This window comes from Achromobacter sp. B7, from assembly GCF_003600685.1.
GTDB lineage: Bacteria > Pseudomonadota > Gammaproteobacteria > Burkholderiales > Burkholderiaceae_B > Achromobacter > Achromobacter spanius_B.
Genome location: NZ_CP032084.1, coordinates 3,601,090 through 3,623,049, shown reverse-complemented (window position 1 = coordinate 3,623,049; position 21,960 = coordinate 3,601,090). Strand labels below are relative to the sequence as shown.

General features: G+C 61.4%; 23 protein-coding genes. 16 read left to right on the top strand and 7 right to left on the bottom strand.

The window, feature by feature from the left end:
• Positions 1–154 precede the first annotated feature (154 nt).
• From DVB37_RS28715 to DVB37_RS16240, 5 genes are read left to right on the top strand one after another with little or no spacing between them, the layout of a single operon-like run.
• Positions 155–328, top strand: coding sequence for a hypothetical protein (locus DVB37_RS28715; RefSeq protein ID WP_240433897.1), 174 nt, complete (start codon positions 155–157; stop codon positions 326–328).
• Positions 316–4,188: a host specificity factor TipJ family phage tail protein gene (locus tag DVB37_RS16255; RefSeq protein WP_240433896.1), complete on the top strand. Its 3,873-nt coding sequence runs from the start codon at positions 316–318 to the stop codon at positions 4,186–4,188. The genes DVB37_RS28715 and DVB37_RS16255 overlap by 13 nt, the downstream gene beginning before the upstream one ends.
• Position 4,189: 1 nt before the next feature.
• The gene (locus DVB37_RS16250) at positions 4,190–4,885 is read left to right on the top strand and encodes a hypothetical protein (RefSeq protein WP_162941225.1); all 696 of its coding nucleotides are present in this window, start codon (positions 4,190–4,192) and stop codon (positions 4,883–4,885) included.
• A gap of 1 nt (position 4,886) precedes the next feature.
• Positions 4,887–5,312 carry a hypothetical protein gene (locus DVB37_RS16245; protein ID WP_120156186.1) on the top strand — a complete coding sequence of 142 codons (426 nt, stop codon included), beginning with the start codon at positions 4,887–4,889 and terminating at the stop codon, positions 5,310–5,312.
• A gap of 18 nt (positions 5,313–5,330) precedes the next feature.
• Positions 5,331–6,047 carry a hypothetical protein gene (locus tag DVB37_RS16240; protein ID WP_120156185.1) on the top strand — a complete coding sequence of 239 codons (717 nt, stop codon included), beginning with the start codon at positions 5,331–5,333 and terminating at the stop codon, positions 6,045–6,047.
• Here the strand turns inward: DVB37_RS16240 and DVB37_RS16235 are convergent.
• A complete protein-coding gene (locus tag DVB37_RS16235; protein WP_120156184.1) occupies positions 6,044–6,835 on the bottom strand; it encodes a bifunctional 2-polyprenyl-6-hydroxyphenol methylase/3-demethylubiquinol 3-O-methyltransferase UbiG in 792 nt (263 codons plus the stop codon). The genes DVB37_RS16240 and DVB37_RS16235 overlap by 4 nt on opposite strands.
• A gap of 98 nt (positions 6,836–6,933) precedes the next feature.
• Here DVB37_RS16235 and DVB37_RS16230 point away from each other — a divergent pair, with 98 nt between their 5' ends.
• The 4 genes from DVB37_RS16230 to DVB37_RS16215 are packed head-to-tail and all read left to right on the top strand — an operon-like array spanning position 6,934 to position 8,534.
• Entirely contained in the window at positions 6,934–7,242 is a 309-nt protein-coding gene (locus DVB37_RS16230; protein ID WP_046806235.1) for a hypothetical protein, read from the top strand.
• 1 nt (position 7,243) lies between these two features.
• Positions 7,244–7,522, top strand: a complete 279-nt coding sequence (locus tag DVB37_RS16225; RefSeq protein ID WP_120156183.1) for a hypothetical protein — start codon at positions 7,244–7,246, stop codon at positions 7,520–7,522.
• Positions 7,519–8,019: a hypothetical protein gene (locus DVB37_RS16220; protein ID WP_120156182.1), complete on the top strand. Its 501-nt coding sequence runs from the start codon at positions 7,519–7,521 to the stop codon at positions 8,017–8,019. Before DVB37_RS16225 ends, DVB37_RS16220 begins: the two co-directional genes overlap by 4 nt.
• Positions 8,016–8,534, top strand: a complete 519-nt coding sequence (locus DVB37_RS16215) for a lysis system i-spanin subunit Rz (protein ID WP_120156181.1) — start codon at positions 8,016–8,018, stop codon at positions 8,532–8,534. Before DVB37_RS16220 ends, DVB37_RS16215 begins: the two co-directional genes overlap by 4 nt.
• Before the next feature lies 1 nt (position 8,535).
• Here the strand turns inward: DVB37_RS16215 and DVB37_RS28385 are convergent, their stop codons facing one another.
• The 5 genes from DVB37_RS28385 to DVB37_RS16185 form a co-directional block, all read right to left on the bottom strand.
• Positions 8,536–8,874 carry a hypothetical protein gene (locus DVB37_RS28385; protein ID WP_162941224.1) on the bottom strand — a complete coding sequence of 113 codons (339 nt, stop codon included), beginning with the start codon at positions 8,872–8,874 and terminating at the stop codon, positions 8,536–8,538.
• A gap of 720 nt (positions 8,875–9,594) precedes the next feature.
• Positions 9,595–9,852: a CrpP-related protein gene (locus DVB37_RS28880; protein ID WP_120156178.1), complete on the bottom strand. Its 258-nt coding sequence runs from the start codon at positions 9,850–9,852 to the stop codon at positions 9,595–9,597.
• 101 nt (positions 9,853–9,953) lie between these two features.
• Positions 9,954–10,262: a hypothetical protein gene (locus DVB37_RS16195; RefSeq protein WP_240433895.1), complete on the bottom strand. Its 309-nt coding sequence runs from the start codon at positions 10,260–10,262 to the stop codon at positions 9,954–9,956.
• Positions 10,263–10,317: 55 nt separating this feature from the next.
• Positions 10,318–10,983: an SOS response-associated peptidase gene (locus tag DVB37_RS16190; RefSeq protein WP_120156177.1), complete on the bottom strand. Its 666-nt coding sequence runs from the start codon at positions 10,981–10,983 to the stop codon at positions 10,318–10,320.
• Between the two features lie 489 nt (positions 10,984–11,472).
• Positions 11,473–11,709, bottom strand: a complete 237-nt coding sequence (locus tag DVB37_RS16185) for a toluene tolerance protein (protein ID WP_104145000.1) — start codon at positions 11,707–11,709, stop codon at positions 11,473–11,475.
• A gap of 487 nt (positions 11,710–12,196) precedes the next feature.
• On the opposite strand from DVB37_RS16185, the gene DVB37_RS16180 reads away from it, so the two are divergent.
• Genes DVB37_RS16180 through DVB37_RS16160 form a run of 5 tightly spaced genes read left to right on the top strand, consistent with a single transcriptional unit; the run spans position 12,197 to position 19,014 of the window.
• Positions 12,197–13,654: an MFS transporter gene (locus DVB37_RS16180; RefSeq protein ID WP_120156176.1), complete on the top strand. Its 1,458-nt coding sequence runs from the start codon at positions 12,197–12,199 to the stop codon at positions 13,652–13,654.
• Positions 13,651–15,192: an FGGY-family carbohydrate kinase gene (locus DVB37_RS16175; RefSeq protein ID WP_120156175.1), complete on the top strand. Its 1,542-nt coding sequence runs from the start codon at positions 13,651–13,653 to the stop codon at positions 15,190–15,192. The genes DVB37_RS16180 and DVB37_RS16175 overlap by 4 nt, the downstream gene beginning before the upstream one ends.
• Positions 15,189–16,868 carry a glycerol-3-phosphate dehydrogenase/oxidase gene (locus tag DVB37_RS16170; RefSeq protein ID WP_120156174.1) on the top strand — a complete coding sequence of 560 codons (1,680 nt, stop codon included), beginning with the start codon at positions 15,189–15,191 and terminating at the stop codon, positions 16,866–16,868. Before DVB37_RS16175 ends, DVB37_RS16170 begins: the two co-directional genes overlap by 4 nt.
• Positions 16,865–18,427, top strand: a complete 1,563-nt coding sequence (locus DVB37_RS16165; protein ID WP_120156173.1) for an FAD-binding oxidoreductase — start codon at positions 16,865–16,867, stop codon at positions 18,425–18,427. Before DVB37_RS16170 ends, DVB37_RS16165 begins: the two co-directional genes overlap by 4 nt.
• A 2-nt stretch (positions 18,428–18,429) precedes the next feature.
• On the top strand, positions 18,430–19,014 hold the full coding sequence (locus tag DVB37_RS16160; protein ID WP_104145005.1) for a glycerol-3-phosphate responsive antiterminator: 585 nt from the start codon (positions 18,430–18,432) through the stop codon (positions 19,012–19,014).
• 25 nt (positions 19,015–19,039) lie between these two features.
• Here DVB37_RS16160 and DVB37_RS16155 read toward each other — a convergent pair whose 3' ends face one another.
• Complete coding sequence (locus tag DVB37_RS16155) at positions 19,040–20,302, bottom strand: hypothetical protein (protein WP_240433894.1); 1,263 nt, start codon at positions 20,300–20,302, stop codon at positions 19,040–19,042.
• Positions 20,303–20,435: 133 nt separating this feature from the next.
• Here DVB37_RS16155 and DVB37_RS16150 point away from each other — a divergent pair, with 133 nt between their 5' ends.
• Together DVB37_RS16150 and kdsA are read left to right on the top strand one after the other, a co-directional pair.
• On the top strand, positions 20,436–20,999 hold the full coding sequence (locus DVB37_RS16150; RefSeq protein WP_046805816.1) for a cytochrome b: 564 nt from the start codon (positions 20,436–20,438) through the stop codon (positions 20,997–20,999).
• Between the two features lie 99 nt (positions 21,000–21,098).
• Positions 21,099–21,956 carry a 3-deoxy-8-phosphooctulonate synthase gene (gene kdsA, locus DVB37_RS16145; RefSeq protein ID WP_046805815.1) on the top strand — a complete coding sequence of 286 codons (858 nt, stop codon included), beginning with the start codon at positions 21,099–21,101 and terminating at the stop codon, positions 21,954–21,956.
• Positions 21,957–21,960 lie beyond the last annotated feature (4 nt).

Here is a 21,960-nt window from a genome sequence, read left to right as displayed (position 1 = left end):
TGCCTTCGCAGAGCGCGTAGCCCTCGAGGTTCTGAAAATTCGTCCTGGCTTGCCCGTCACGAATGTGTCTGGCCTCCGTGACCAAGCCCGTCAGATAGCGACCCTGAAAACCGATTTTGCAGAGAGAGTCGATGTTCCCGCTGAGGGGCACCCCGTGCTACTGAAGGCCCGTGGCGACCTTTTCCACATCGGGGTCATGTGCAAGCTCGCCAACGAATGGTGGGTGTTGCATGCTGACAAGGGCTTCGGCGCCGTCATCCGCCAGCGCTTGCGATCCATGACGGTCGTCGACTACAAAATTGAGGGGTTTTATAAGTGGAAGTCTTAGAACACCTCGATACCCCCGCTCCGTCATTTGTGGTTTTGCAAAACCCGCTTCGTCCAGATTTGAAAGCCTGTTCGTATGCAGCATTTTTGCCCGGAGAGACACTGGGCCGCTATGTTGAGCGCGTCGCCCTGAAAGTGCCATCGCGCCATGTGAACGTGTGGCATAACGGCCGACGGGTTCCAACGAACCTATGGACGAGGCTGATCCCGAGGGCAGGCGATCAAGTCCTTATCGCGCCCCAGATGCAGGGCGGTGGTGGCGGTAGCAAGATTCTTCGTTCGGTGGCATTGATCGCTCTTGTGGTGGTGAGCGCGGGTTATGGTGCCGCACTTGGGGGCGCACTGGGGTTTACAGGCGCTACGGCTGGAGCTATCGGCAGCAGCATCATCATGCTGGGAGGGACGATTCTCATCAATGCTCTCATCCCTATGCCGTTGCCCACTGCGGCAAAGCTTGGCGCCGGGGAGAAATACGAAAGCAGCCCGTCCTATTCTATTCAGGGCGGCCGCAACCGTCCGCGACCCTGGGAACCCATGGTGCTGGTGTTCGGTCGGCATCGGATCGTTCCAGACTTGGGCGCGTCGCCCTACAACCAACAGATGGGAGATGACCAGTATTTAAATCAAGTCTTCCACTTTGGATTGCAGGGTATCTCGATTGCACTCAGTGATTTCAAGATCGGCGACACACCTGTCGCGGATTTCCAGGACGTTCAGCTTCAGGTGTCTGCGCCCGATGGAAAGTTGTCTATGTTCCCTGGAAACGTCGATACGATCCAGGGGTTCGCAATCGCCCAGGCTGATGGCTGGCAATCAAGGACTACGCCTGCCAAAGTCACTAATATCTGGATCGAGTTTGCCAGCCGGCTGTTCCGAGTCAACGATGACGGCAGTATGGCCACGCGCTCCGTAGACGTGCGCGTTCAATATCGCCGTGTCGGCGCCACCGCCTGGACGGAGTACGGCACCATCGAGGCGGTCTTTGCCACGCATTACTGGTCGGCAGTTGTGTTCCCTGAGCAGACGCAGATCCAGTATGGCAGTGTCAACCCCGGCGATCACATTGAGGGCGATTTATTCGTGATCCCCGATCCTAATCAGCCTGGGGTAGTGCGCACGGGGCAATGGCAATGGAAGCCGCACCCGTATCAATTGGGTCAGCCTTGGCAGGGCATGGCGCCGGATCCGCTCATTACGCCCGGTGCACGAGGGAATCGGTTCTTCGGTTCCAGGCAGGAACCCATACGCGCCGCAATCAGTTGGGGAGTCCCAGAAGGCCAGTACGAAGTCCGGGTCATGAAGGTAACGGCGGACATCAACGATTCGCGCGAGTCGAACGAGACTGCTGTGAGCCAGATGCTGGCCTTTCAGAGGGACTCCGCCGACTACACCGGTCAATGCCGCGCTGCGCTTCGAATCAAGGCGACGGGGCAGTTGAATGGTGCGGTTGACGAGTTTAGCGCTATCGCTTCGGCATGGTGTTCCGTCTGGACCGGCTCGGCGTGGGATTTCCTGCCGACTTCTAACCCAGCATGGTGGTTCCTATACTTCGCCCGTGGCGGATTTAGCTCAGTTGGGAATCGCATTTTTGGCGGCGGCTTAAGCGACTCTCAAATTGACATCGAGGGCATCAAGGCTTGGGCGGCATGGTGCGATCAGAAGCAACTGACCTTTGACTATGTGCTGGATCGCAAGATGAGCGCTGCCGGGGTGTTGCAGATCATCGCTCGTGCCGGGCGCGCGACGATGTCCTACCAAACCGGAAAACTGGGAGTTATCTGGGACGCCGAAGCGCTCCCAATTACCGCCATGTTCGGGCCATTCAACATCAAGGCCGGATCATTCAAAGTAGCCTATCTTAATGAGGGCACGGTTGACGAAGTCGTGGTCAACTTCGTCGATAAAGACGCTGGCTGGACCATGGGCGAAGTGCGAGTAAAGGTGCCTGGCGCGACCTCGACCAACAATCCGCTTCAATTGGATCTGGACGGCTGCACGAACAGCAACATGGCGGGCCGAGAGGCGAATTTGATCGCGGCCAGTCAAGTGTTTCGGCGCCGTAAGATCACCTGGGAAACGGACGTAGAGGGCCTGGTTTGCACGCGCGGTGATGTGGTGAGCTTCTCCCACGACCTTACCGTGTGGGGCTACTCCGGTCGTCTTGCGCCGGGTTCGCACGGGGGCGCCACGCCGACGCTTGTCCTGACCCAGGGCGTGGCCACCGACGGTGACGGCATCATTCTGCTGCGTGACCCCCACGGAAACATGCGTGTCGGCAACGTTGTGTCGGAAGTGGGCGATAAGGTCACTGAGCTCAAGCTTGTGTCGCCGCTCGCTGGCTTCCCGTTGCCCGGCGACCCAGGGTACGAGGATTATTCGCCGTTCGATTGGGCCTGGCAGTTTGATCCAATCACTACGCCAGGACGCCGCTTCAAAATAACTGGCGTGGCCCCTGCTGGCGATGGAATCCGATTCGAGGCTACAGATGAGGATTACAACTATTACTTGAGCGAATCCAATCCGTACGCGTACACGCCTCCAAGGGATGGCGCGCTGCTGGGCGGCATTGTGTTTTCCGTCACGTTCTCGGAGTCCATTCGCAATGTCGCATCGGATCTGATCGACGTCCAGATCGGGTGGGTCTTGTCGGCGGCCAATCGAGTCCAGCTCAACTACAGCATCAACGGTGTGCCGCAGAACCCGACCACCACCATGGAGCGTCAGGCGACGGTCCAAGCGAAGAGTGGTGACGTAATTGTCGCAACCGTTCGCCCGGTAAACCAGCTCAGCATCGGTACGCCGTACCGCCAGCAATATGTGGTCGAGGGGTTGAATGTCCCCCTGCCCGCGGTGAACGGCCTGACCAGCGTATTTCGAGACGGCCTCACTGTCCTAACCTGGCGCAGGGTGGCGGATGTCCGCGAGCCGGCCTACGAAATACGAATCGGGGACACGTGGACGAATGCCAGTGTTGTGGCGACCACCGACAGTACGGACATCCTTGCAGTTGGGAACGCCATGTATTGGGTCGCGGCTCGCTTCCGTCTGTCAAGCGGGGTAGTGCTGTATGGGCCGCCCGCCCGATTGCTCATCTCAGGAGCGGTGCTTGTTCGGAACGTCTTGATCGTGCGCGACGAAGCGCCGGAATGGCACGGAACTGTTGCGGAAGGCGCTGCTGTCTTCGGGTCTGTTCTCACGCTGACGCCTCAGGGAGATCTGCTTGCAAGTTCGGATTTGCTTGCGGAACCGGACCTGTTGTGGCTGGGTGGGCCGGCCGAATCCGGTATGTACGCCATAGCTGGGACGGACCAGGTAGACGTCGGATTCGTTACCCCGGTCCGCATCGATGTGACGACGGATCTGTTGGCGTTCAACGTGGACGATGACTTGTTGACGTCTTCGGATCTGCTGGCGGTGGCCGATCTATTGAATGGATCTGCACGCCAAGCCATCACGCTGCGCCCACAGATTCGCTCCGCGCAGGTCGCGGGCGAGTGGGGCGACTGGGTGGATTATGTGCCCGGGCTGATCAACGCGCGGTACTTCGACCTTCGTTTGCTCCTAGCCACGTCGGATCCAAAGGTGATCCCCTTTGTCACAAAGTTTGAATGGACGATTGATGTGCCTGATTTGGTGCAGAGGGCTGAGGCAGTTCTTGTGCCGACTTCTGGGTTGCGGGTCACATTCCCGAAGACGTTTCATGCGAGGCCCAACGTGCAGGTGACAGTGCTGGATGCTCAGGCCGGAGATCGATCGGTAGTGCTGGAGACGACAACAGATGAAGAGGGGTTCGACATCGCGATCATGAACGGTTCGACCGCAGTTCAAAGACGAATTAATTGGATAGCACAGGGATATTGATATGCAAGCAAACCCGCAACTTTCGACTACCCCGCCACTGCCTGGCATCGTGGGCATACCGGCCATAAACGCTGCACTTTCGGCAATCGCGACTGAATTTTCTGGAACGACTGACCCTGCTGCGTATGCCTGGCCATTCTCGAAATGGGCGGACACTGCTTCGGGCTTGTTGAAGCGCCGAAATGCCGCGAATACGGCGTGGATAGTCCTGGGAGAGATATTCCCGTCAGGCAGTACAGGGTACATGCTGGTAACTGAAGAAAAGGCCGTCGGCATGAGTGCCGGCGCGTCAGTCGCTGGCACGTTCTCGGTTCGAGCGCTGAATACGATCCGAGCTAACACCATCACCGGGGCGTCCCTGGCTTCGTCCCAGATAACGTTGCCTGCGGGCACCTACAGGATTTCCGCGAGCTCCCCCGCTAATGGCGTCAACCTTCATACGGCACGGCTCTACAGCGTTTCGGACAGCGGAAGCATCATGTTTGGTACCTCGGAAAACACTTCGTCGTTCGCGGCAACGCCAGGGGAAACGTCGATGACGCGTTCATTCGTGCAGGGTCGCCTTGTATTGACGTCGCCGAAGGTTTTCGAGTTACGCCACTACTGCCAAGAGTCCGTGTCGTCGGGTTTGGGAAGTCCTGTGAACGTGAGCACGTCCGAGGTTTACGCGACGATTGAAATCATTAAGGAGTCTTAAAATGCGCTTTGCTTATGTTGACCAAGAAGGGCGCGTTGTTAGCGCCCACAATGATGACACCGTGGACGCCGTTCCTGTCGGCGCTGTGCCTCTCGATGAGGCGCAATTTGAAGACCGCTTCAGTCTGAAGTGGGATCAAACGGGTTGGGTTCGCGACGAAGCGGCAGGTGCGGGCGGTCCCTCTCCCGCCAGGGACATTCAGGTGTCCCGCTTCCAGCTATTCGGGGCGCTGCTCGAACTGAACGAGCTCAGCGCCGTCCTCGAGTGGGGCGAACAGGAGGCGGAACCGTTGCACAAGCTCGCCTTGGAAACCTCCGCCGTGTTTTCAAACTCTAGTGCGGCCATCTGCGCATTGGCCACGGCACGCGGCTGGGATGAGAACTACGTCGTTCAGTTGTTCCAACGCGCGGCACAGGTCCGCGCCTGATCGAACTCGGAGTCCGCCGTGATTATCACACCGGTTCAAGACCCTCAAGGGTACAAAGTCATCTTAATGCAGGACCCTGCCGACTGGATCTCCGCCCACGGCGGAGTGCCTGCTGGTAGCGGCAAATGGTCAGACTATGCCTGTGACTTCCATTTCTGGAAGCGTGGCACGATTGACCAAGTAGTGCGGGTTGAGTTCGAGAACGACGGCGGGGAGATGGGGGTTTACGCCGAGTCTAATCATGGGAAACCTGCGTGGTTTGGCTACCAGCAAGGATCCACCCACCACTGGTCGCATGGCTACGATCCCGCCGACGGCAACACCTGGAAGATGTTCGCGGGCTTCGGCATCCCGGCACAGTGCAATGCGTTCCTGAACGTGCGCAAGGATAACGGTGACGTGTATCCAGCAAAGGATGGTGCGGGCAGCTTCGCCCTTTACTGGGGAGCAACACCCACTGCCCGGATCACGGCCCCCGGCCAGAACAATCTCGATATCCTAACGGGTGGTGCAGGGGGCATGACGCGAGCCGTCCGATTCACTTCATCGGAGACGCGGAACATGCTGATCGGCCCAACCGCCAAGGCCGGGACGGGCATGACTGGCGGGGTGGCTATCGGTGTTGGCACAACGCCAATTGCGCCGGTTGCTGGGGTGGTTCAGCTTTGGGTGGAAAATGGCGCGTTGAAGGCGATGGGCGGGAACGGCACGATTACCGTTCTGGCCCCGGCCTAGTAGGCGTACTTCTTGATCGCCTCGGGAAGCTTGAAGTCGACGGGTTCCGGATCGTCAGCGAGGCGCGCGACGATAAAGAGCTTGTCCAGATCTTCGATGCCGTGCTTGAGGAAGCAATTCACCATGCGGTACCGCTCAATGGTGAAGTACTTGTTCATGATGGCGACCTTGTGTTCCATGTCGCCATCGTCACCCATTCCGCCTTTCCCTTCCGCGAAAACATTGTGGCTCTCGAATAGGAGGTGGCCACCGGGGCGAAGAAACGAAACGATCCGCTTGATGTAGTTCTCGAACCCCATGTCAAGGTTCCCATCGATGGTGTGGTGGTTCGAGAACGACAGGACCACATCGTATTTTCGGTCGCTTTGGAACGTGGAGAAGTCGCCGTCGATGACCTCCATATTGCTCAGTTTAAAGTGCTTTGCGGTGTCGCGGGCTACGCGGTTGAGATGCGGGTTCAATTCGATCGCTGTGACGGACTTGGCCCGCCAGGCACAGTAAACGGCGACAAAGCCAGCGTTACTGCCGATATCAAGAATGTCAGCGTTATTCAGAATCTGATCGACGTCGTACTGCTTAAAGCGAAAACCGGTTGGCTTGCCACCAGTAATCCCAAGTTCTTCTAGGCCTTGGTAGAAATACCCGTGTGTGTATTGCTTTTCCTTCGGCCACGACTTCACCTGCTCCTTGAGATGTCCGAAAAGCTTGCGCTGAATCAGCACTTTGCCTTTGAACAATCCTTTCCAAAAGTCATATACAGGAAACTTCCGGTGGTAGGGGATAGCCATGTCGCCCTCGCTTGTCGAAGGAGGGGATTTTATCTTTTTCACAGATTTAGGATAGCGGCCCGCATCAGCGGGCCTTTTTACGTCTATAGGGGACGCGATTGAACATCCAAGATTTCGACGCCCTCGCGGCAAAGCTGGCCGGCGTGATTGGCGCGATGGTGTCTATGCGGTTCCTACAAGGATCGCGGACGGCGAAGGCCAGCATGGCCGCGACCGGGGCCGCGTTGGCCTACTACGGGTCGCCGTGGCTGGCGCAGTTCCTCGGGATTCCCGAGGGCCTGTCGGGCTTCCTCTGCGGTTTCCTGGGCATGGCGATCATGTCGCGTATGTGGCAGGCCGTGCAGGAAGCGCCCATCGGTGCCCTGTGGCAAGCAGTACTTGACCGCGTTCGCGGCAAAGGAGCCTGACATGGATACCAAGATCTATATCACTTTGTGGGCTGTGCTGGCATTCGTCTGCTGGCTTGTAGTTGCGGGCGGTGCTGCGCTCGCGGTCTTTGCGAGGTCGATCAACGACACGACGCTGGAGCGCATCGGCCTGGCCACAGTCTGCCTTACCGCGACGGGCGCAGCGTGCCGGGTCTTCGTGGCGGGATGGGCCAGCGCGGGCGATGCTGCCCTCGCTGCGTCCGCCGCCTTCTACGTGGCCGCAGTGACGGCCAAGCACATCAGGACACCGAAGCAATGAACCTCTCCGAGATCACCAAGACGGGTATCAACCCGGCGCTGGCGCTGCTGCCAGCCAAGATGGACACGCCGGCGGCGCGCGTGATGCTGCTGGCCATTGGGTTGCAGGAAAGCCGGTTCGAGCATCGCCGCCAGATCGTGGGCAACCCGCCGCGCCCGACCGGGCCGGCCAAGAGCTTCTGGCAGGCAGAGCAGGGCGGGGGCATGGTTCATGGCGTCCGCTTGCACGCCGCCACCAAGGCAGCCGCGGCGGCTCTGTATCAAGCGCGCGGCGTTCCGGCCCGTGATGCGGCTATCTGGGATGCAATCGAAAACGACGATGTGCTGGCCGCAGGCTTGGCGCGTCTGCTTCTATGGAGCGATCCCGGCCGCCTGCCGGCTGTGGGTGACGCGGATGCCGCCTGGGCGCTGTACCTGCGCACCTGGATCCCTGGCAAGCCGCACCCACAAACCTGGCCAGACCTCTACCGCCAGGCCGTCGCCCAGGTGGTGCCATGAACCCGCTGGCCAAGCTGACGGGCGCGTTTGGGGGCTGGAAAGGGTACGCCGCAGCTCTGTCGGCGGGCGCCATCGTCGCCGGTGGCGCTGCGTGGAAGGTACAGGGCTGGCGGTATGGCGCTGAGGTCGCAGCGATGAAGGCCGATCAGTCGGCCCGAGTCGCCGAGTCGCGGCGCCAGGCCCGCGAGATCCTGGAGCGCCGCGTGGCCGAGGTTGGCCAGATCAACGAACGGAACGCCAAGGCCGAATGGGCCGCCTACGGAGGGATGCGCAATGCGCAAGTACAAAACGATGCTCTGCGTGCTGACGTTGATGCTGGGCGCCAGCGGCTGCACGTCGCTGCCACCTGCTCTCCCGCCAGCAGTGGATTGCCCCAAACCGGAGCCGGCGCCCGCGTGGGTGATGGAGCCCGCGCCGAACTTGATCCCGGTGCTCGATCGGATTATTTCGCCCTCCGGGCCGGGATCCAAAGAGTGACCGCGCAGCTGGAGGCTTGCCAAGCGCGATCGCGCTAGCCTACGCGTCCCGCGCGGCTTCTTTGTATTGTCTTTCCAAAGAGGCCATTGCTCCTTGGACCTGGGCCAATAAGGCCTCCGGTGTAAGCGTGTCATCCAAAAACCCTCGCGCGGCGGATAACGCTTCCTGACGGCCCAGTGCGAATGCCTCGATCAGCGTGTCACTTTCCGCGCGCAGCCGTAGGGTGATTTCGAACTTGGTCTTGCTTGCTTCGAACACTCGAATTTCAGGTAACCCCGGACATGCGAACGAATTGATGCGTATGTCTTCTAGCGCCGCGCGGGCCACGGCGCCCGCTATATCGCAAGTGGACACTCGTTCTTGAGCATAGAAGGCCATGATCGCCCCTGCGTTGATAGGTGCGGACAATTATGAACCGTTTATGCCTGTGCGCGTTCCCTAGTCGGCCAGCCCCTACGGTTTTTTGTGGGCGACGGCGATGCCGATGGCGCCGCAGGGCAACCGGTATTTGCCATCGCCAAGCCAAGTGACCGGTTCGCCGGTGGGAAGAGTACACACATACTGGTGAACTGGCGCTGCATTGGGACTGCGCTTGATCACCAGGCGCCGCTCCACTCGACATGTGGACCGATCAGGCAGTTTGACGATAACGTCGGACAACCGGGAGCCGGAAGCCATAAATTGCCCCTCCTGTAGCCTGCACGTCCGCATCGGGATCGACGTCATGTGCCGGCGGTCAGCGCTTTCCCGTGGCACTTCATTCGTACCATGCAGGGAAGGGCGGGGCGTATCCCCCAATCTGCCTATGGACAAGGGCCGCGAAACTCTAGGCAATAGAAAGCGCCCCGTAGAGGGGCGCTGAATGGCGGGCGGGCATGCCGATTGCTGCGACGCATCGGCTCGCAAATCAAAGGCCCCGCCATGCTACGTGATGAACTTCTCGCGAAAATGATCTCCCACGCTGCCCCCGGTCAAAATTTCGATGATTGGGCGCAAGTGCTTACCGAGTACGCCAACTGCCTTGTGGAAATCAGCGACAGGCTGAGCGTTGATGAGTGCACCAGGCTCGTCAATGTGGGCTCCATGTTCTACCGCACGCTAGCCCGTGCTGAGGACTACCGCAGAACTTCGGTTCGCGGCGACTAGAGCGCGAACTCGGCCTCGCACCGTGGGTGACCGAGCCCGCACATGCTTTCGGAACCCTGCTTCCCATGCCTCGATCTTCAGTACCCAATCCGAGATCCGTTCTCCGGTATGTCCCGGCATTTCGGCAGCGCGTAAGTATGGGCAGTCCCACAGGGTCAACCCCTCGCGGGCGGCTTTCGCGCCGAGCTTCTGGATGTGATCGCAGTGCATTGCTGAACCCTCCAAAAGTATGGTGAATGGGAGGCCAGTATGCCGTCGCTCGTGCGGCGCTTGCAATAGTGTTGCGGCACTACGGTCCGAGTGCGGAAAGATCAGCCGTCGATCCATTGCATCCACCAGCCCTGGTAGTAACGCTTGCCATCGATCTCCTCAAAGCCGCAGACCATCATGCCGCGATCAGATCCGAAGGTCAGCAGCTCGGGTTGAACTAAATCCGGGATCGCGCCTTTTTGCGATGCGCCGAACGTCTGGAGGCTGTCCATCGTCATGATCCTGACGTACCGCTTCAGGTCATCGCGCATGATCGAGTACATGCGCACTGTGCCCGTGATAGTCGGGCCGGGATCGCGGTCGGGGCGCTTTTCGCCCAGGCAGTGGGTGCGGGTGACGGTACAGAGCATAGGTTGCTGCCTAAATACTGGATAAAAATACAGTATATTGCAGCAAAAAAAGGGGTCACTTCATCGGCGTGGCGACGAGCTTGTCCGAGGGGAAGGGGAGGAGAAAATCCCGGGTGGTAGCGGCCGGCGCGGTCAGCCAGTCGCCGTACGCGCCTTCCGGCAGGATGACGACCATGCGCTTTTCCTTGCCCGCCTGGTGGTAGTCGCGGAATAGCGGGTCGTCGTCAGCATTGATGGTCAGCATGGTGTAGCTCTCTTGCCACTGGCCGGCAGCATCGCACCACCGGTCCCAAAGGCCCGCGATGCCGAGTGGCGCGCCGTCAGCCCGCGTGAACCGCGTGGGCACGGCCGACCCCGACCGCCAGTCGGGTTCGAAGATGGCATCCGCCGGGATGATGCAGTGTTGGGCGCGACGCCATGCGTTGCCAAAGGTGAAGGACTTGGGTGCGGTCTCGCTGCGGGCGTTGAATGTAGAGAGCTTGCCAGCTTTGTCCAACCCATCGAGCTTCGTCATGGCGCTGATGAGACCCCAGCGGCCAGCCACTGCTTCCCGCTCCGGCACAGCGTCGTCTCCCGCGTCATGCTCCACGGGGCGGCGCACGAATACGCCTTGATACCTGGGCCACATTTCGTACTTGCCAACGGCGGGCGGCTTCTCGCGCACTCCAAATTTCTTGAGCAGCAATTCGGCGTCTTTCAGCGTCTGGTAGTGGCTGCACATAGAACCCTCGCTATTGAACGCCCAGTATATGAGGTTGCCCCATGCCGCTAAAATGGATGGCCACGCCACGGCGTCATTGGCGAGCGATGCTGACCGACTGGGGAATCGCTAGGGGACTGGGAATTGTGCCCGCCGAAGTTTGATCGAGTGGCCCCAAATTGGCCCCAAAATCCCCGGGAAGCCGCGCCGATGCTAGCTTTTCGAGTCCCCTCCTTCGCACCATACAACTGAAAGCCGTTGCTTGGCCCCCAGGGGCCGTGCTAAGTGCCCGCAAGGCGCTTTTGAATCAACGGCTTAGCGGGAATGGTGGGTGCCGATTGACTGCCCATAACAACTAGAATTTGCAGTCTTTCAGCCCCATCTTGGCCGCATTCCTCCGCACACAGTAGATGGCCTGGCGCCGGCGCCGTTGGTGCCCCGGTTAGCTAACTACCCGAATGCATCCCCGGAATGCATCCCCGGGGTGCACCAACGGCGTTCAATCCGCTATCAGTTCTTGACCTTGATGCGGTCGCGACGCTTTTCGGTTCTGGGTTCGATATCGCGGCCCAATTCCACGTCCATCAGGATGGCGGCATGGACTTTGGCGCGGCTGGCTTCGATGCGCGGCACGCATGCCCAGCCTCGATCGGCAGCCACCGACAATTTCTTGTCCAGTTCTTGATGGCGACGACGCTTGTTTTCCGTCGACATATTGCTGAGTTCTTGATCGGTGATTAAGCGCATGGGTTTCTCCTTGGTAAAACGATGTGGTTGCGATGGACATGGGTATTGCGAACAGGCGTGCGCCTGCATGGCGCGCGTGTATGCCACGTCGCGCCACGATGTGTTTTTGTTATTCGGGAATCGGGCGGGGGGGCGGGGCCGGGAATCGGCGGGCCCGCACGGTGAAGCCAAGATCAAACAGCGGGCGTAGTTTGACAGCTTAAATATTTATTGCAAGTCATTGAAAAATAAGAAGAAAAAGATATAAAAACCCCGCGTTCCATATACTTTTCCAGCGCTTTGGATACTTTCCCAACGCCTCCGTTAATCAAGCCCGATATGCCGCGCGGAACAGGGTTTATCCTGATGCCCGCAAGGCTTGACACCCCTCTGCCCAGCCCATAAAGTCACCGCACAGATTTAGATAAAAGACCATCTGTAGGGTGGTCTTTTATTGCGCGCAGTTTGCGTCGACCTCTTACAGAAATAATTCCAAGAGGAGACGACTGTGCAATCATCGACCGTAAAAATACGTGGCATCGACGATGTCATCGCTTTTATCGACTCACGCCCCGGTATCACCGGGCGGGCTGGCCTGATCTGGTGGCTGGCCCTGGGTGGACTATTCCTGGATGCGTTTGCCAACTCCGCGTTAAGCGCGGGGCTGGGGCCCATGACGCGCGACCTGGGCCTTGCGGCCGGTCAAGTCGCGCTGATGACCTCGTTTGCCGCGTGGGTGGCCATTGCGTTCAATCCCATCGGCGGTTGGATGGCGGATCGTTGGGGCCGGATCCGGCCCTTGGTCATCGCAAAATTCCTGGCCGTCATCGGCGCGCTGCTGGTGATGTTTGCACCCAGCTTTGAAGTCATTCTGGTCGGCCGGTTTTTCGTAGGCGCCGCCTACGGGATCGACTTCGCCATCGCGATGGCCGTCCTGGCCGAATTCACCCCGCTTAAATTCAAAAGCCGCCTTAATACCTGGCAGGGCATGTGGTACACGGCCGTGTGCACGAACCTGCTGCTGGCGCTGTTGTTTTTCTCATGGGATGTGGGCGATTCCATCTGGCGTTATTCGGTTGCGGCTACCGCCGTCTTCGCGGTCGTGATCCTGCTGCTGCAAATGCGCTACATGGTGGAAAGCCCGATCTGGCTGGCCCGCAAAGAGCGTGTCGAGCAGGCGGCGCGCGCCATGACGCGCATCTACGGGCAGCCGTTCGCGGCGGCGCCGATGCACGAGCGTGTGCCGGTGGTCAACCAGGCCAGGCGCGGCATTGCCAACGTGCTGTTGATCTTTCGTGGCGTTTACCTGCCGCGCACCATCCTGGCGGCAACGGTCCAGATCGGCCAGTCGATCCAGTATTTCGCCGTGGGCTGGTATCTGCCCTTGATCAGCGCCGCGCTGTTCGGCAAGGACTTCGTCTTCGCCACCATCGGCGCGCTGGTGTTCAACGTGTTCGGCATTTTTGGCGGCTTTCTGTCGCCGTACATCGGCCGCAAGCTGGGCCTGCGCCGGGCGTCGGCATTCGGCTTTGCCGCGGTGTTTCTGATGCTGCTGATCCTCGGTACCTTCCACGGCAAGATGCCGCTGTGGCTGGCCGTTGTGGTGCCGTCGCTGTTCATCCTGTTCCATTCGGGCGGGCCGGGGGCCAACGGCAAGAGCCTGTCGTCGCTGTCGTTCCGCAGCGAACTTCGCGCGGGCGCCAACGGCATCATCGGCGCGCTGGGCTCCACGGGGGCCGCGATCGGACTGCTGGTGTTTCCGCTGTTTCGCGAAAACTACGGCCTTGAAAAGACCTTCCTGATTCTCTCCATCGTGCCGCTGATCGCCAGCATCATCTGCTTCACGATCAAGTGGGACCCCACCCGCACCCCCATCAACCCGGACAACGAAGCCGACGCGCCCCAGTTCAAGGACGACGCCGTGCTGCCTGCCCTGGACCCCGCCATTGGGAAAGCCTCGCGATGACAAACAACAAAGTGATTCTGGCCATAGACGAGGGCACGTCCGGCACGCGGGCGGCCACGGTGTCTCAGCACGGCCATGTATCTTGCCTGCAATACGTGGCGCTGCATGTCGACTCGCCCCGGCCGGGTGTTGTGGAGCAGGACGCTAACGACATCCTGGACCGCACCGTCCAGGTCTGCCGGGATGCCATCGCACAAGCGGTCGCCGAGGGGCAGGAAATTGCTGCGCTGGCGCTGGCCACACAACGGGCCACGGCCGTGCTGTGGGACACGCAGACAGGGCGTGCGCTGGTCCCGGCCATGGTCTGGCAAGACACGCGCTTTGTCGACGAACTGGACCAACTGGCGCCGGAATGGGACGCCCGGTTGCGAGAGCGCGTCGGTCGGCCGGTGGGGGTGCGCTCGTTGTATCTCTGGGCGGCGCGTCACCTGCGCGATTCACCGCTTGTTGCCCAGGCGTGGCGCGACAAGCGCTTGGCCTTCGGCACCGTGGACACGTGGTTGCTGTGGCATTTTTCGCAGCGGCGCGAATGCGTGACCACGCCCACGAACGCGACCTCCGCCGGCGCGTACGTGCTTGCCGACCATCGTTACTACCTGGAGTGGATTCAGGAGCTTGGCTTTCCGCACGAGCTGCTGCCGACCCTGCGCCAGGACGCGGATGATTTCGGTAGAACTCGTCCGGAGCTCTTGGGTATCGACGTGCCAATCCTGGCGTCGGCCGGCGACCAGCACGCGGGCGCCATCGGCCTGGGATGCCTGAACCGGGGACAGGCGATGTGTGTGCATGGCACGGGCAGCTTCGTGGACCTGGTCATCGGCACCGAACCTCCCTTGGAAGCCGGCATGTCCGACGGGTCGTTGACCATGACGGCCCGGCGTCAGTCAGGCGTGTCGCACTTCGCGGTCGAAACCTTTGTGGCAACAACCGGGTCGGCATTGAACTGGGTCTGCGAAAAGCTGAAATGGTTCAAGGACGCCCACGAGATCAGCGCGTTGGCAGAAACGGTGAACGCGTCGAACGGCGTGACCTTCGTGCCGGCCTTGACCGGGCTGCGCGTGCCCCGGATGGAAGCCGCGGCCCGCGCGTCGCTGACGGGCGTATCGATGGCCACGACGCAGGCCGAAGTGGCCTACGCCATTCTGGAAGGCATTGCGCATTCGGTGGCCAGCTGCATCGAAGCGGACGAGCAAGCCTCCGGCGTGCGGGTGTCCGAACTGGTCGTGGGCGGCGGCCTGTCGCGCAGCGACCCCTTGTTGCAGATTCAAGCGGACTTGATCGGCATTCCGATTCGTCGCATGCAAGAGGCCGATCGCGCCAGCTTGCGCGGCATCGCGTATCTGGCGGGCTCGGCGGGCTTGCTGTGGCCGTCATTGCACGAGGCCTGCAAAACCATCGTGACCGACGCCGTGTTTCGGCCCGCCGTTGACGCCGACGAACGTCGTCGCCGCCGCGCCTTGTGGCACGCCCGGGTGGGGTCGGAATTGGGCCACGTCAAACAGTTCAAGCAAGACAACCAGGAGGCATTGCACAAATGATCGGGTGGCTATCCAGAAAGCCCAGGAAGGACCGGGCCGACATGACCAGCACCGAACCCCTGCGCCTGAACCGGCACGAACAGCTGGATCGGTTGGGCAGCGAGCAGTTCGACATCCTGATCGTGGGGGGCGGTATCACCGGCGCCTATGCCGCGCTGGACGCCGCCTTGCGCGGCTATCGCGTGGCGTTGATCGAAAAGGACGACTTCGCCTCGGGCACCTCGTCCAAGTCCTCGAAGATGGTGCATGGGGGCTTGCGCTATATCGAACAGGGCAACCTGGGCTTGGTGCGCCATTCCCTGCATGAACGCCAACGGCTGCGGCGCAACGCGCGGCATCTGGTGCAGCGTCTGCCGTTTTTGTTTCCCATCCTGGAACGCGACGGGGTGTTCGACAAGCGCCTGTCCAAGGCATTTGAAAGCCTGCTGTGGACGTATGACGTGGCAGGCGGATGGCGCGAGGGCATCCTGCACCAGAAGCTGACGGCGGCCGAAGTGCTGTCGCATTGCCCAACGTTCAAGGAAGACGGACTGCTGGGCGGTTTCCTGTATTACGACGCCCGCGTCGACGATGCGCGCCTGACGCTGACGGTGGCGCGTACCGCCGCCTTTCACGGCGCGGCGGTGACCAATCATGCGAAGGCGGTAGAGGTCACGCGTGACACGCACGGCAAGGTGGATGGCGCGATCATCCACGCGGACAACAAAGAAATCCGCGCGCGCGCCCGGGTCGTCATCATGGCGACGGGCGTCTGGCTGCGCGATTGGACCGGGGCGAAAAAAGGCGATGAACCCGTGTTGCACGTGCGCCCGGCCAAGGGCGTGCACGTGGCGGTGCCCTGGATCAAGGTCCGCAACGATTGCACGGTGACCATTCCCGTGCCCGGTCGCAGCCGGCGCGCCACGATCACGCGCTGGGGCGACGTGTCTTACCTGGGTACCACCGACGAAGACTACGAAGGAAACCTGGACGACGTGTATTGCACGCGGCGCGAACTGGACTTCCTGCTGGAAGGCGCGCGCTCGGCGCTCAAGACCGATCTGCAAGCCGAAGACGTGGTGGGCAGCATCGCCGGCTGTCGCCCGCTGGTGGCGCCGCCCGGGGGCAAAACGCTGGAGATCAAGCGCAACCACGAAATCCGCGTGTCCGGCGACGGGCTGGTCACGATAGTGGGCGGCAAGCTGACCACGTCGCGGCATATGGCGGAACAGACCATCGACGCCGCGCAACAGGTGCTGGGGCAGCGCAATGCCTGCCAGACCAAGAAGGCCTATCTGCTGGGAGCCGCCGGATACGACCCGCAAGCCATCGTGGCGTCCGGCGGCATGTCGGCGCATCTGGGCGAACGCTATGGCACCGAGGCGCGCTTTGTCAGCGACTTGATGCAGGCGTCGCCGGCTTTGCTGACGCCGATTGTCGACGGCTTGCCCTACACCGAAGCCGAGGTGCTTTACGCCGTGCGCCATGAAATGGCCGGCACCGTTGAAGACGTGCTGGCCAGGCGCATGCGCACGCGCCTGATGGCGCGCGACGCCTCCGCGCTTGCCGCCGGCCGCGTCGGACAGATCTTGCAGGCGGAACTTGGTTTGCCGCCCGCCACCATCGCGCAGCAGGTGAACGACTACCTGGCTGCCATCAAGCACGAAAAATCCATACTCATGGGAGACGAACAATGATCAGCAAAGAAGCCATCAAGCGCGGCTACAACCGTGGCAATTACGTCGTGGGCGCACACACGCCGCCTGCCTATGCCGCCACCTTGACCGACGAAGGCGCTGCCACCGAACCCGGCCTGCAACGCGACCCCGTGCGCGTCAGCGATGCGCAGGTCGATGCCCTGCGGCACGTGGCCGACAACGTCATGACGGCCACGGCTGACGTCGTCGCCTGGACGCGCGATTGGTGGGCGGGGTCCATGGTGTCGGAAACCGGCGGCAAGCCTGCTACGCCGCAGGCGGTGATCGTGACGGTGTCATCGGTGCAGCAGGTGCAGGCGGTCATGCGTTACGCCAACGCCGAAGCCATCCCGGTCACGGTGTCGGCGGGGCGCAGCAATGTCACCGGGGCCGCCTTGCCGGTGCGCGGTGGCATCGTGCTGGACGTCTGCCAGCTGAACCAGCTGATCGGCGTGGACCGCGAAAGCCAGATCGTGGAAGTGGAAGCGGGCATGTTTGGCGACGTCTTTGAACAGACCATCCAGAATGAATACGGGCTGACGATGGGCCATTGGCCGTCGTCGTTCGGCATCAGCACGGTGGGAGGCTGGGCGGCTTGCCGGGGGGCAGGGCAGTTGTCCACGCGCTACGGCAAGATCGAAGACATGGTGTTCGGTATGGACGTTGTACTGGCCGACGGCAGCCTGATCACGGTGGGCGGCTATTCCCGCGCGGCGGTGGGCTCGGACCTGCAACAGTTGTTCATCGGCTCTGAAGGCACGCTGGGCGTGATCGTGCGGTTGCGCCTCAAGCTGCATCGCCTGCCCGATTACGGCCGCGCCATAGCGTACGGTTTCAAGACATTCGCCATCGGCCTGGACGCGTGCCGCGAGATCATGCAGCGCGGCGCCAACCCGGCTGCGTTGCGGCTGTATGACGAACTGGAAAGCGGGGTGCAGTTCAATCGACCCGACCTTAACGTGCTGCTGGTGGCCGACGAGGGCGCACGCCAGATTGTGGACGCCGTCATGCAGATCAGCGAAGGCGTCTGCGAAGAACTGGGCGAAAAGCTGGACGGCGACGCCATCTTTGAACGCTGGCTGGAAACGCGCTATCTGACGGGCAAGAGCGCCGAGGGCTTCAAGCGCAGCCCGGGGTTCGTGGCCGACACGCTTGAAATGTCGGGCCGCTGGAGCGACCTGTCCGCCATTTACAGTGAAGTGGTGGCGGCGGTGAACGCGGTGCCCGGCACGTTGGCGGGTTCCGCGCACCAGTCGCATGCTTACGTCGACGGGGCCTGCCTGTATTTTTCGTTGCGCGGCGACGTCGAGGTGGAGCGGCGCGCCCAGTGGTATCGCGCTGCATGGGATGCCGCCAACGCCGTGCTGATTAAATACAATGCGGCGCTCAGCCATCATCACGGCGTGGGCCTGCTGCGGGCGCCGTACATGCAGGAATCGCTGGGTAGCGCTTTTAACGTGCTGCTTGCGGTCAAGCGCCAGTTGGACCCGCAGAACATTCTTAATCCCGGCAAGCTGGGCTTGAGCGATCAACGCCATTATGGTCAGGAAAGTCGATAACCATGGATAGGTCATTTGGGGCATGCCTGGCGCGTCATCCAGTCATTGCGACGCTGTATGGGCTTGAGCAAATCAACACGTTCGTGGGCAGCGTGGCCGAGATCGGCATCGTGGCCAACGTTGAGTTGCGCAAGCTGGCGCCGGTCATCGCCACCTTGAACCGCGCGGGCAAATTCGCGATCGTCAATATCGACAGCTGCGAAGGCCTGTCGCAGGACAAGGGCGGGGTGGAATACCTGGCTGATATCGGCGTGGCCAGCCTGGTTTCAACCCGCGTGGCCACCATTCAGCGAGCCAACCGTGCCGGTATGGTCACGATGCAAAAAGTGTTTGTGACCGACCGTTCCACCTGGCCGCGCAGCGTCAAGGCGCTGGAACAAAGCGACCCCAACCTGGTTCAGTTGATGCCGGCGCCGATGCTGGCGCACATGGCCCCCCAAGACCTGAAAGCCCTGCCGCCCATCGTGGCGTCGGGCTTTGTCTGCAACCAGGCGGACATTGCCACGGCCATGAGGCACGGCGCAGTGGGGGTGTCGACCAGCGATCCGCAACTGTGGAGCCTGGAAGGGCGGCAGCTTAAGGGCTGAAAACGGGTAATCCAGCCCGCCGCCCCTACGGCACTTCGTCCAGTTGCGCGATCTGCGCGTCTTCCGGGAAGCCCTGCGTGCGGTAGCGCGCCGGGTAGCCCTTTTCACGCGCCAGCAGCGGTTGCAGCAGGTGCGCGGCCTGTTCCCATGACACCACGCGCACTTCGCCGATGTTGTCCTCGGCGTCTGGGCGCACCAGCGCAAGACGGTCCACCTTGGGCAGCGACGTGTCCACGCCGCGCGTCCAGGACGCCAGCGAAAACGACATGACGGGCTCTTCGTCGCTGGTGAAGAGGTTGTAGTTGGCCACGAAAATGTCCTGGCCCTGTTCTTCGTGGATATGGTCCAGCGCCTCTTTCTGCGCGTCGTATTCGGATTTGTCCAGCAGGCGCTCCAGATGCGCAAGCCGCTGCGCCAGCGCAGGGTTGCTCGGCACGTATCGAAGCGGTTGCCGATCTTCGTAGTGGTACATATGCGCGCTGACCGACCGCCCTTGCATGAGCGCTTGGTGCGCCAGTTCCACCATGTTCGCCAAGCCAACGTCATCGTTGTCGCCGGCCACCAACAGCACGTCGCGTGTAGGCGCCATGAACACCGGCCGGCCCCGCACCGGCACACGCTCGATCATGTCGGGCAGCAGGGCCCGGCTGATGTCGTAGCCGTCTGCCCAGGCGCCCCGATAGACGCCGGCAGCAATCTCGGCAAAGTCGTCCGGCGCGTCGCGCAGGTTGTCGATGGCAACCGCCAAGGCCTGGTCGAACGTCAATTGCCAAGCGGCCTCGGGGCCGTTGGTCAGGGTGGAGATGGCGTCTGGGTGGTCCAGCGCCAGCAGCACCACGCAATCCTCGCCAAAGGGCAGGTAGGCCGGATGGAACGCGGAATCGTCGCCTTCGGTGCGCACATGGTGCAGGCGCACGTCTTCCAGGGCGGTGCGGCTGCGGATAACGGCCCGCAGCATGGGGCGCGCCACCGTGGCCTGTTGCGGCGTCGATTGCTTGCTGCTGGCCAAGGCCGAGACGAAACCCTGCAAGGCGCGCTGTTGCTGCGCGCCCCGGGTGTTGTAGTAAGCGTGATAAGCGTTGTGCAGGTTGAAGAACGAACCTTCGCCCAGCAGCAAGCGGAATTCATCGGCCTTGTAAGTCAGGTCGCCCTCGAAGCCTTGCTTGCGAGCCGCCGCCACGAACAGTTTGGCAAATTGATCCGGCGTAGGCCTGCGCCGGAACAGCGTGTCGAAAAAACCCATGTGCCCGCCTTCAATCAGATGCTGGACGGCGCTTTGACCGTCCACGACGGGTCATTGTGGCCACGGTTCCGGGCCGCGTCCAGTGATAACGCCGCGGGGATGCGGCGCGCTTGCTCAGGACACCGTAAGTCGGAACTCAATACGCTCGGGGGTTACCTTTCAGGCTCAAATCCCTACGATGACGACGTCACCCTTGCAGGCGAATTACCCCGGCCCATCGCACTATGACCGCATGACGATTGCGTTGCATTGGTTGACGGCGTTTCTGGTCGTGGGCTTGTTTGCCCTGGCGGAAATCTGGAGTTTCCTGCCGCGCGGCACGCCGACCCGTCGGCTGCTGCAATCGCTGCACATTTCGTTCGGCTTGCTGTTCACCGCGGTGTTCGTGCTGCGCGTCGTGTGGCGGTCCACCGGTGGCCGGCGCCTGCCGCCCGCTGCCACCGGCTTGATGGGCCTGGCTAGTACAGGCGTACACGGGCTGCTGTACCTGTTGATGGCCGCGCAGATCGTGCTGGGCTTTCTGTTTCGCTGGGCGCAGGGCGAACCGTTTGCTTTCTTCGGGTTGTTCGACGTGCCCCGGTGGATTGCGATCGACCGCGAACAGCGCCACTTCATTGGTGGGCTGCACGACACGGTGGCGTGGACGATCATCGCGTTGGCCTTGGTGCATGCGCTGGCGGCGTTGGTTCACCATTACGCCTTGCACGATGGGGTGTTGCGCCGGATGCTGCGCAGCCGCTGAGGGCGGTGGGGAAAAATCGGCGGATGAGGTGAAATCGGGGCGGGGCAGGTTGTACATTACGCACTGTCACCCGCCTTATTCCTACAGGATTTTCCCATCATGACCGCCCCAGAAGTCGTAATTTCCTCGTCGATACCCTGCGCCAATGACCGCCCCTTCGTGCTGTTTGGCGGCATCAACGTGCTGGAATCCCTGGATCTGGCGCTGCGCGCGTGCGAAGAATATCAACGCGTGACCCAAAAGCTGGGCATTCCGTACGTGTTCAAGGCGTCGTTCGACAAGGCCAACCGATCTTCCATCCATTCCTACCGGGGCCCCGGCCTGGAAGAGGGCATGAAGATCTTCGAAGCCGTCAAGAAAGAGTTCGGCGTGCCGGTCATAACCGACGTGCACGAACCCTGGCAGGCGGCGCCCGTTGCTGAAGTGGTGGACATCCTGCAATTGCCCGCCTTCCTGGCGCGCCAGACGGATCTGGTGGTGGCGCTGGCCAAGACGCAGCGCATCGTCAATATCAAGAAGCCGCAGTTTCTCAGCCCGACCCAGATGCTGAACATCGTTGAAAAGTTCACCGAAGCGGGCAACGACAAGCTGATCCTGTGCGATCGCGGCACCAGCTTCGGCTACGACAACCTGGTGGTCGACATGCTGGGTTTCGGCGTGATGAAAAAGGTGTCCGGCAACCGGCCCTTGATTTTCGACGTGACCCACGCGTTGCAGCAGCGTTCCGCCTTGGACGCCGCCTCGGGCGGTCGCCGCGAGCAGGTTGCCGAACTGGCGCGCGCGGGTATGGCGGTGGGCCTGGCGGGGCTGTTTCTAGAGGCTCACCCCGACCCGAAGAACGCCAAGTGCGATGGACCCAGCGCGTTGCCGCTGGACAAACTGGAACCCTTCCTGACCCAGCTCAAGCAGCTGGACGATCTGGTGAAATCCTTTGCGGACATCGATATCGAACCCTGACGCG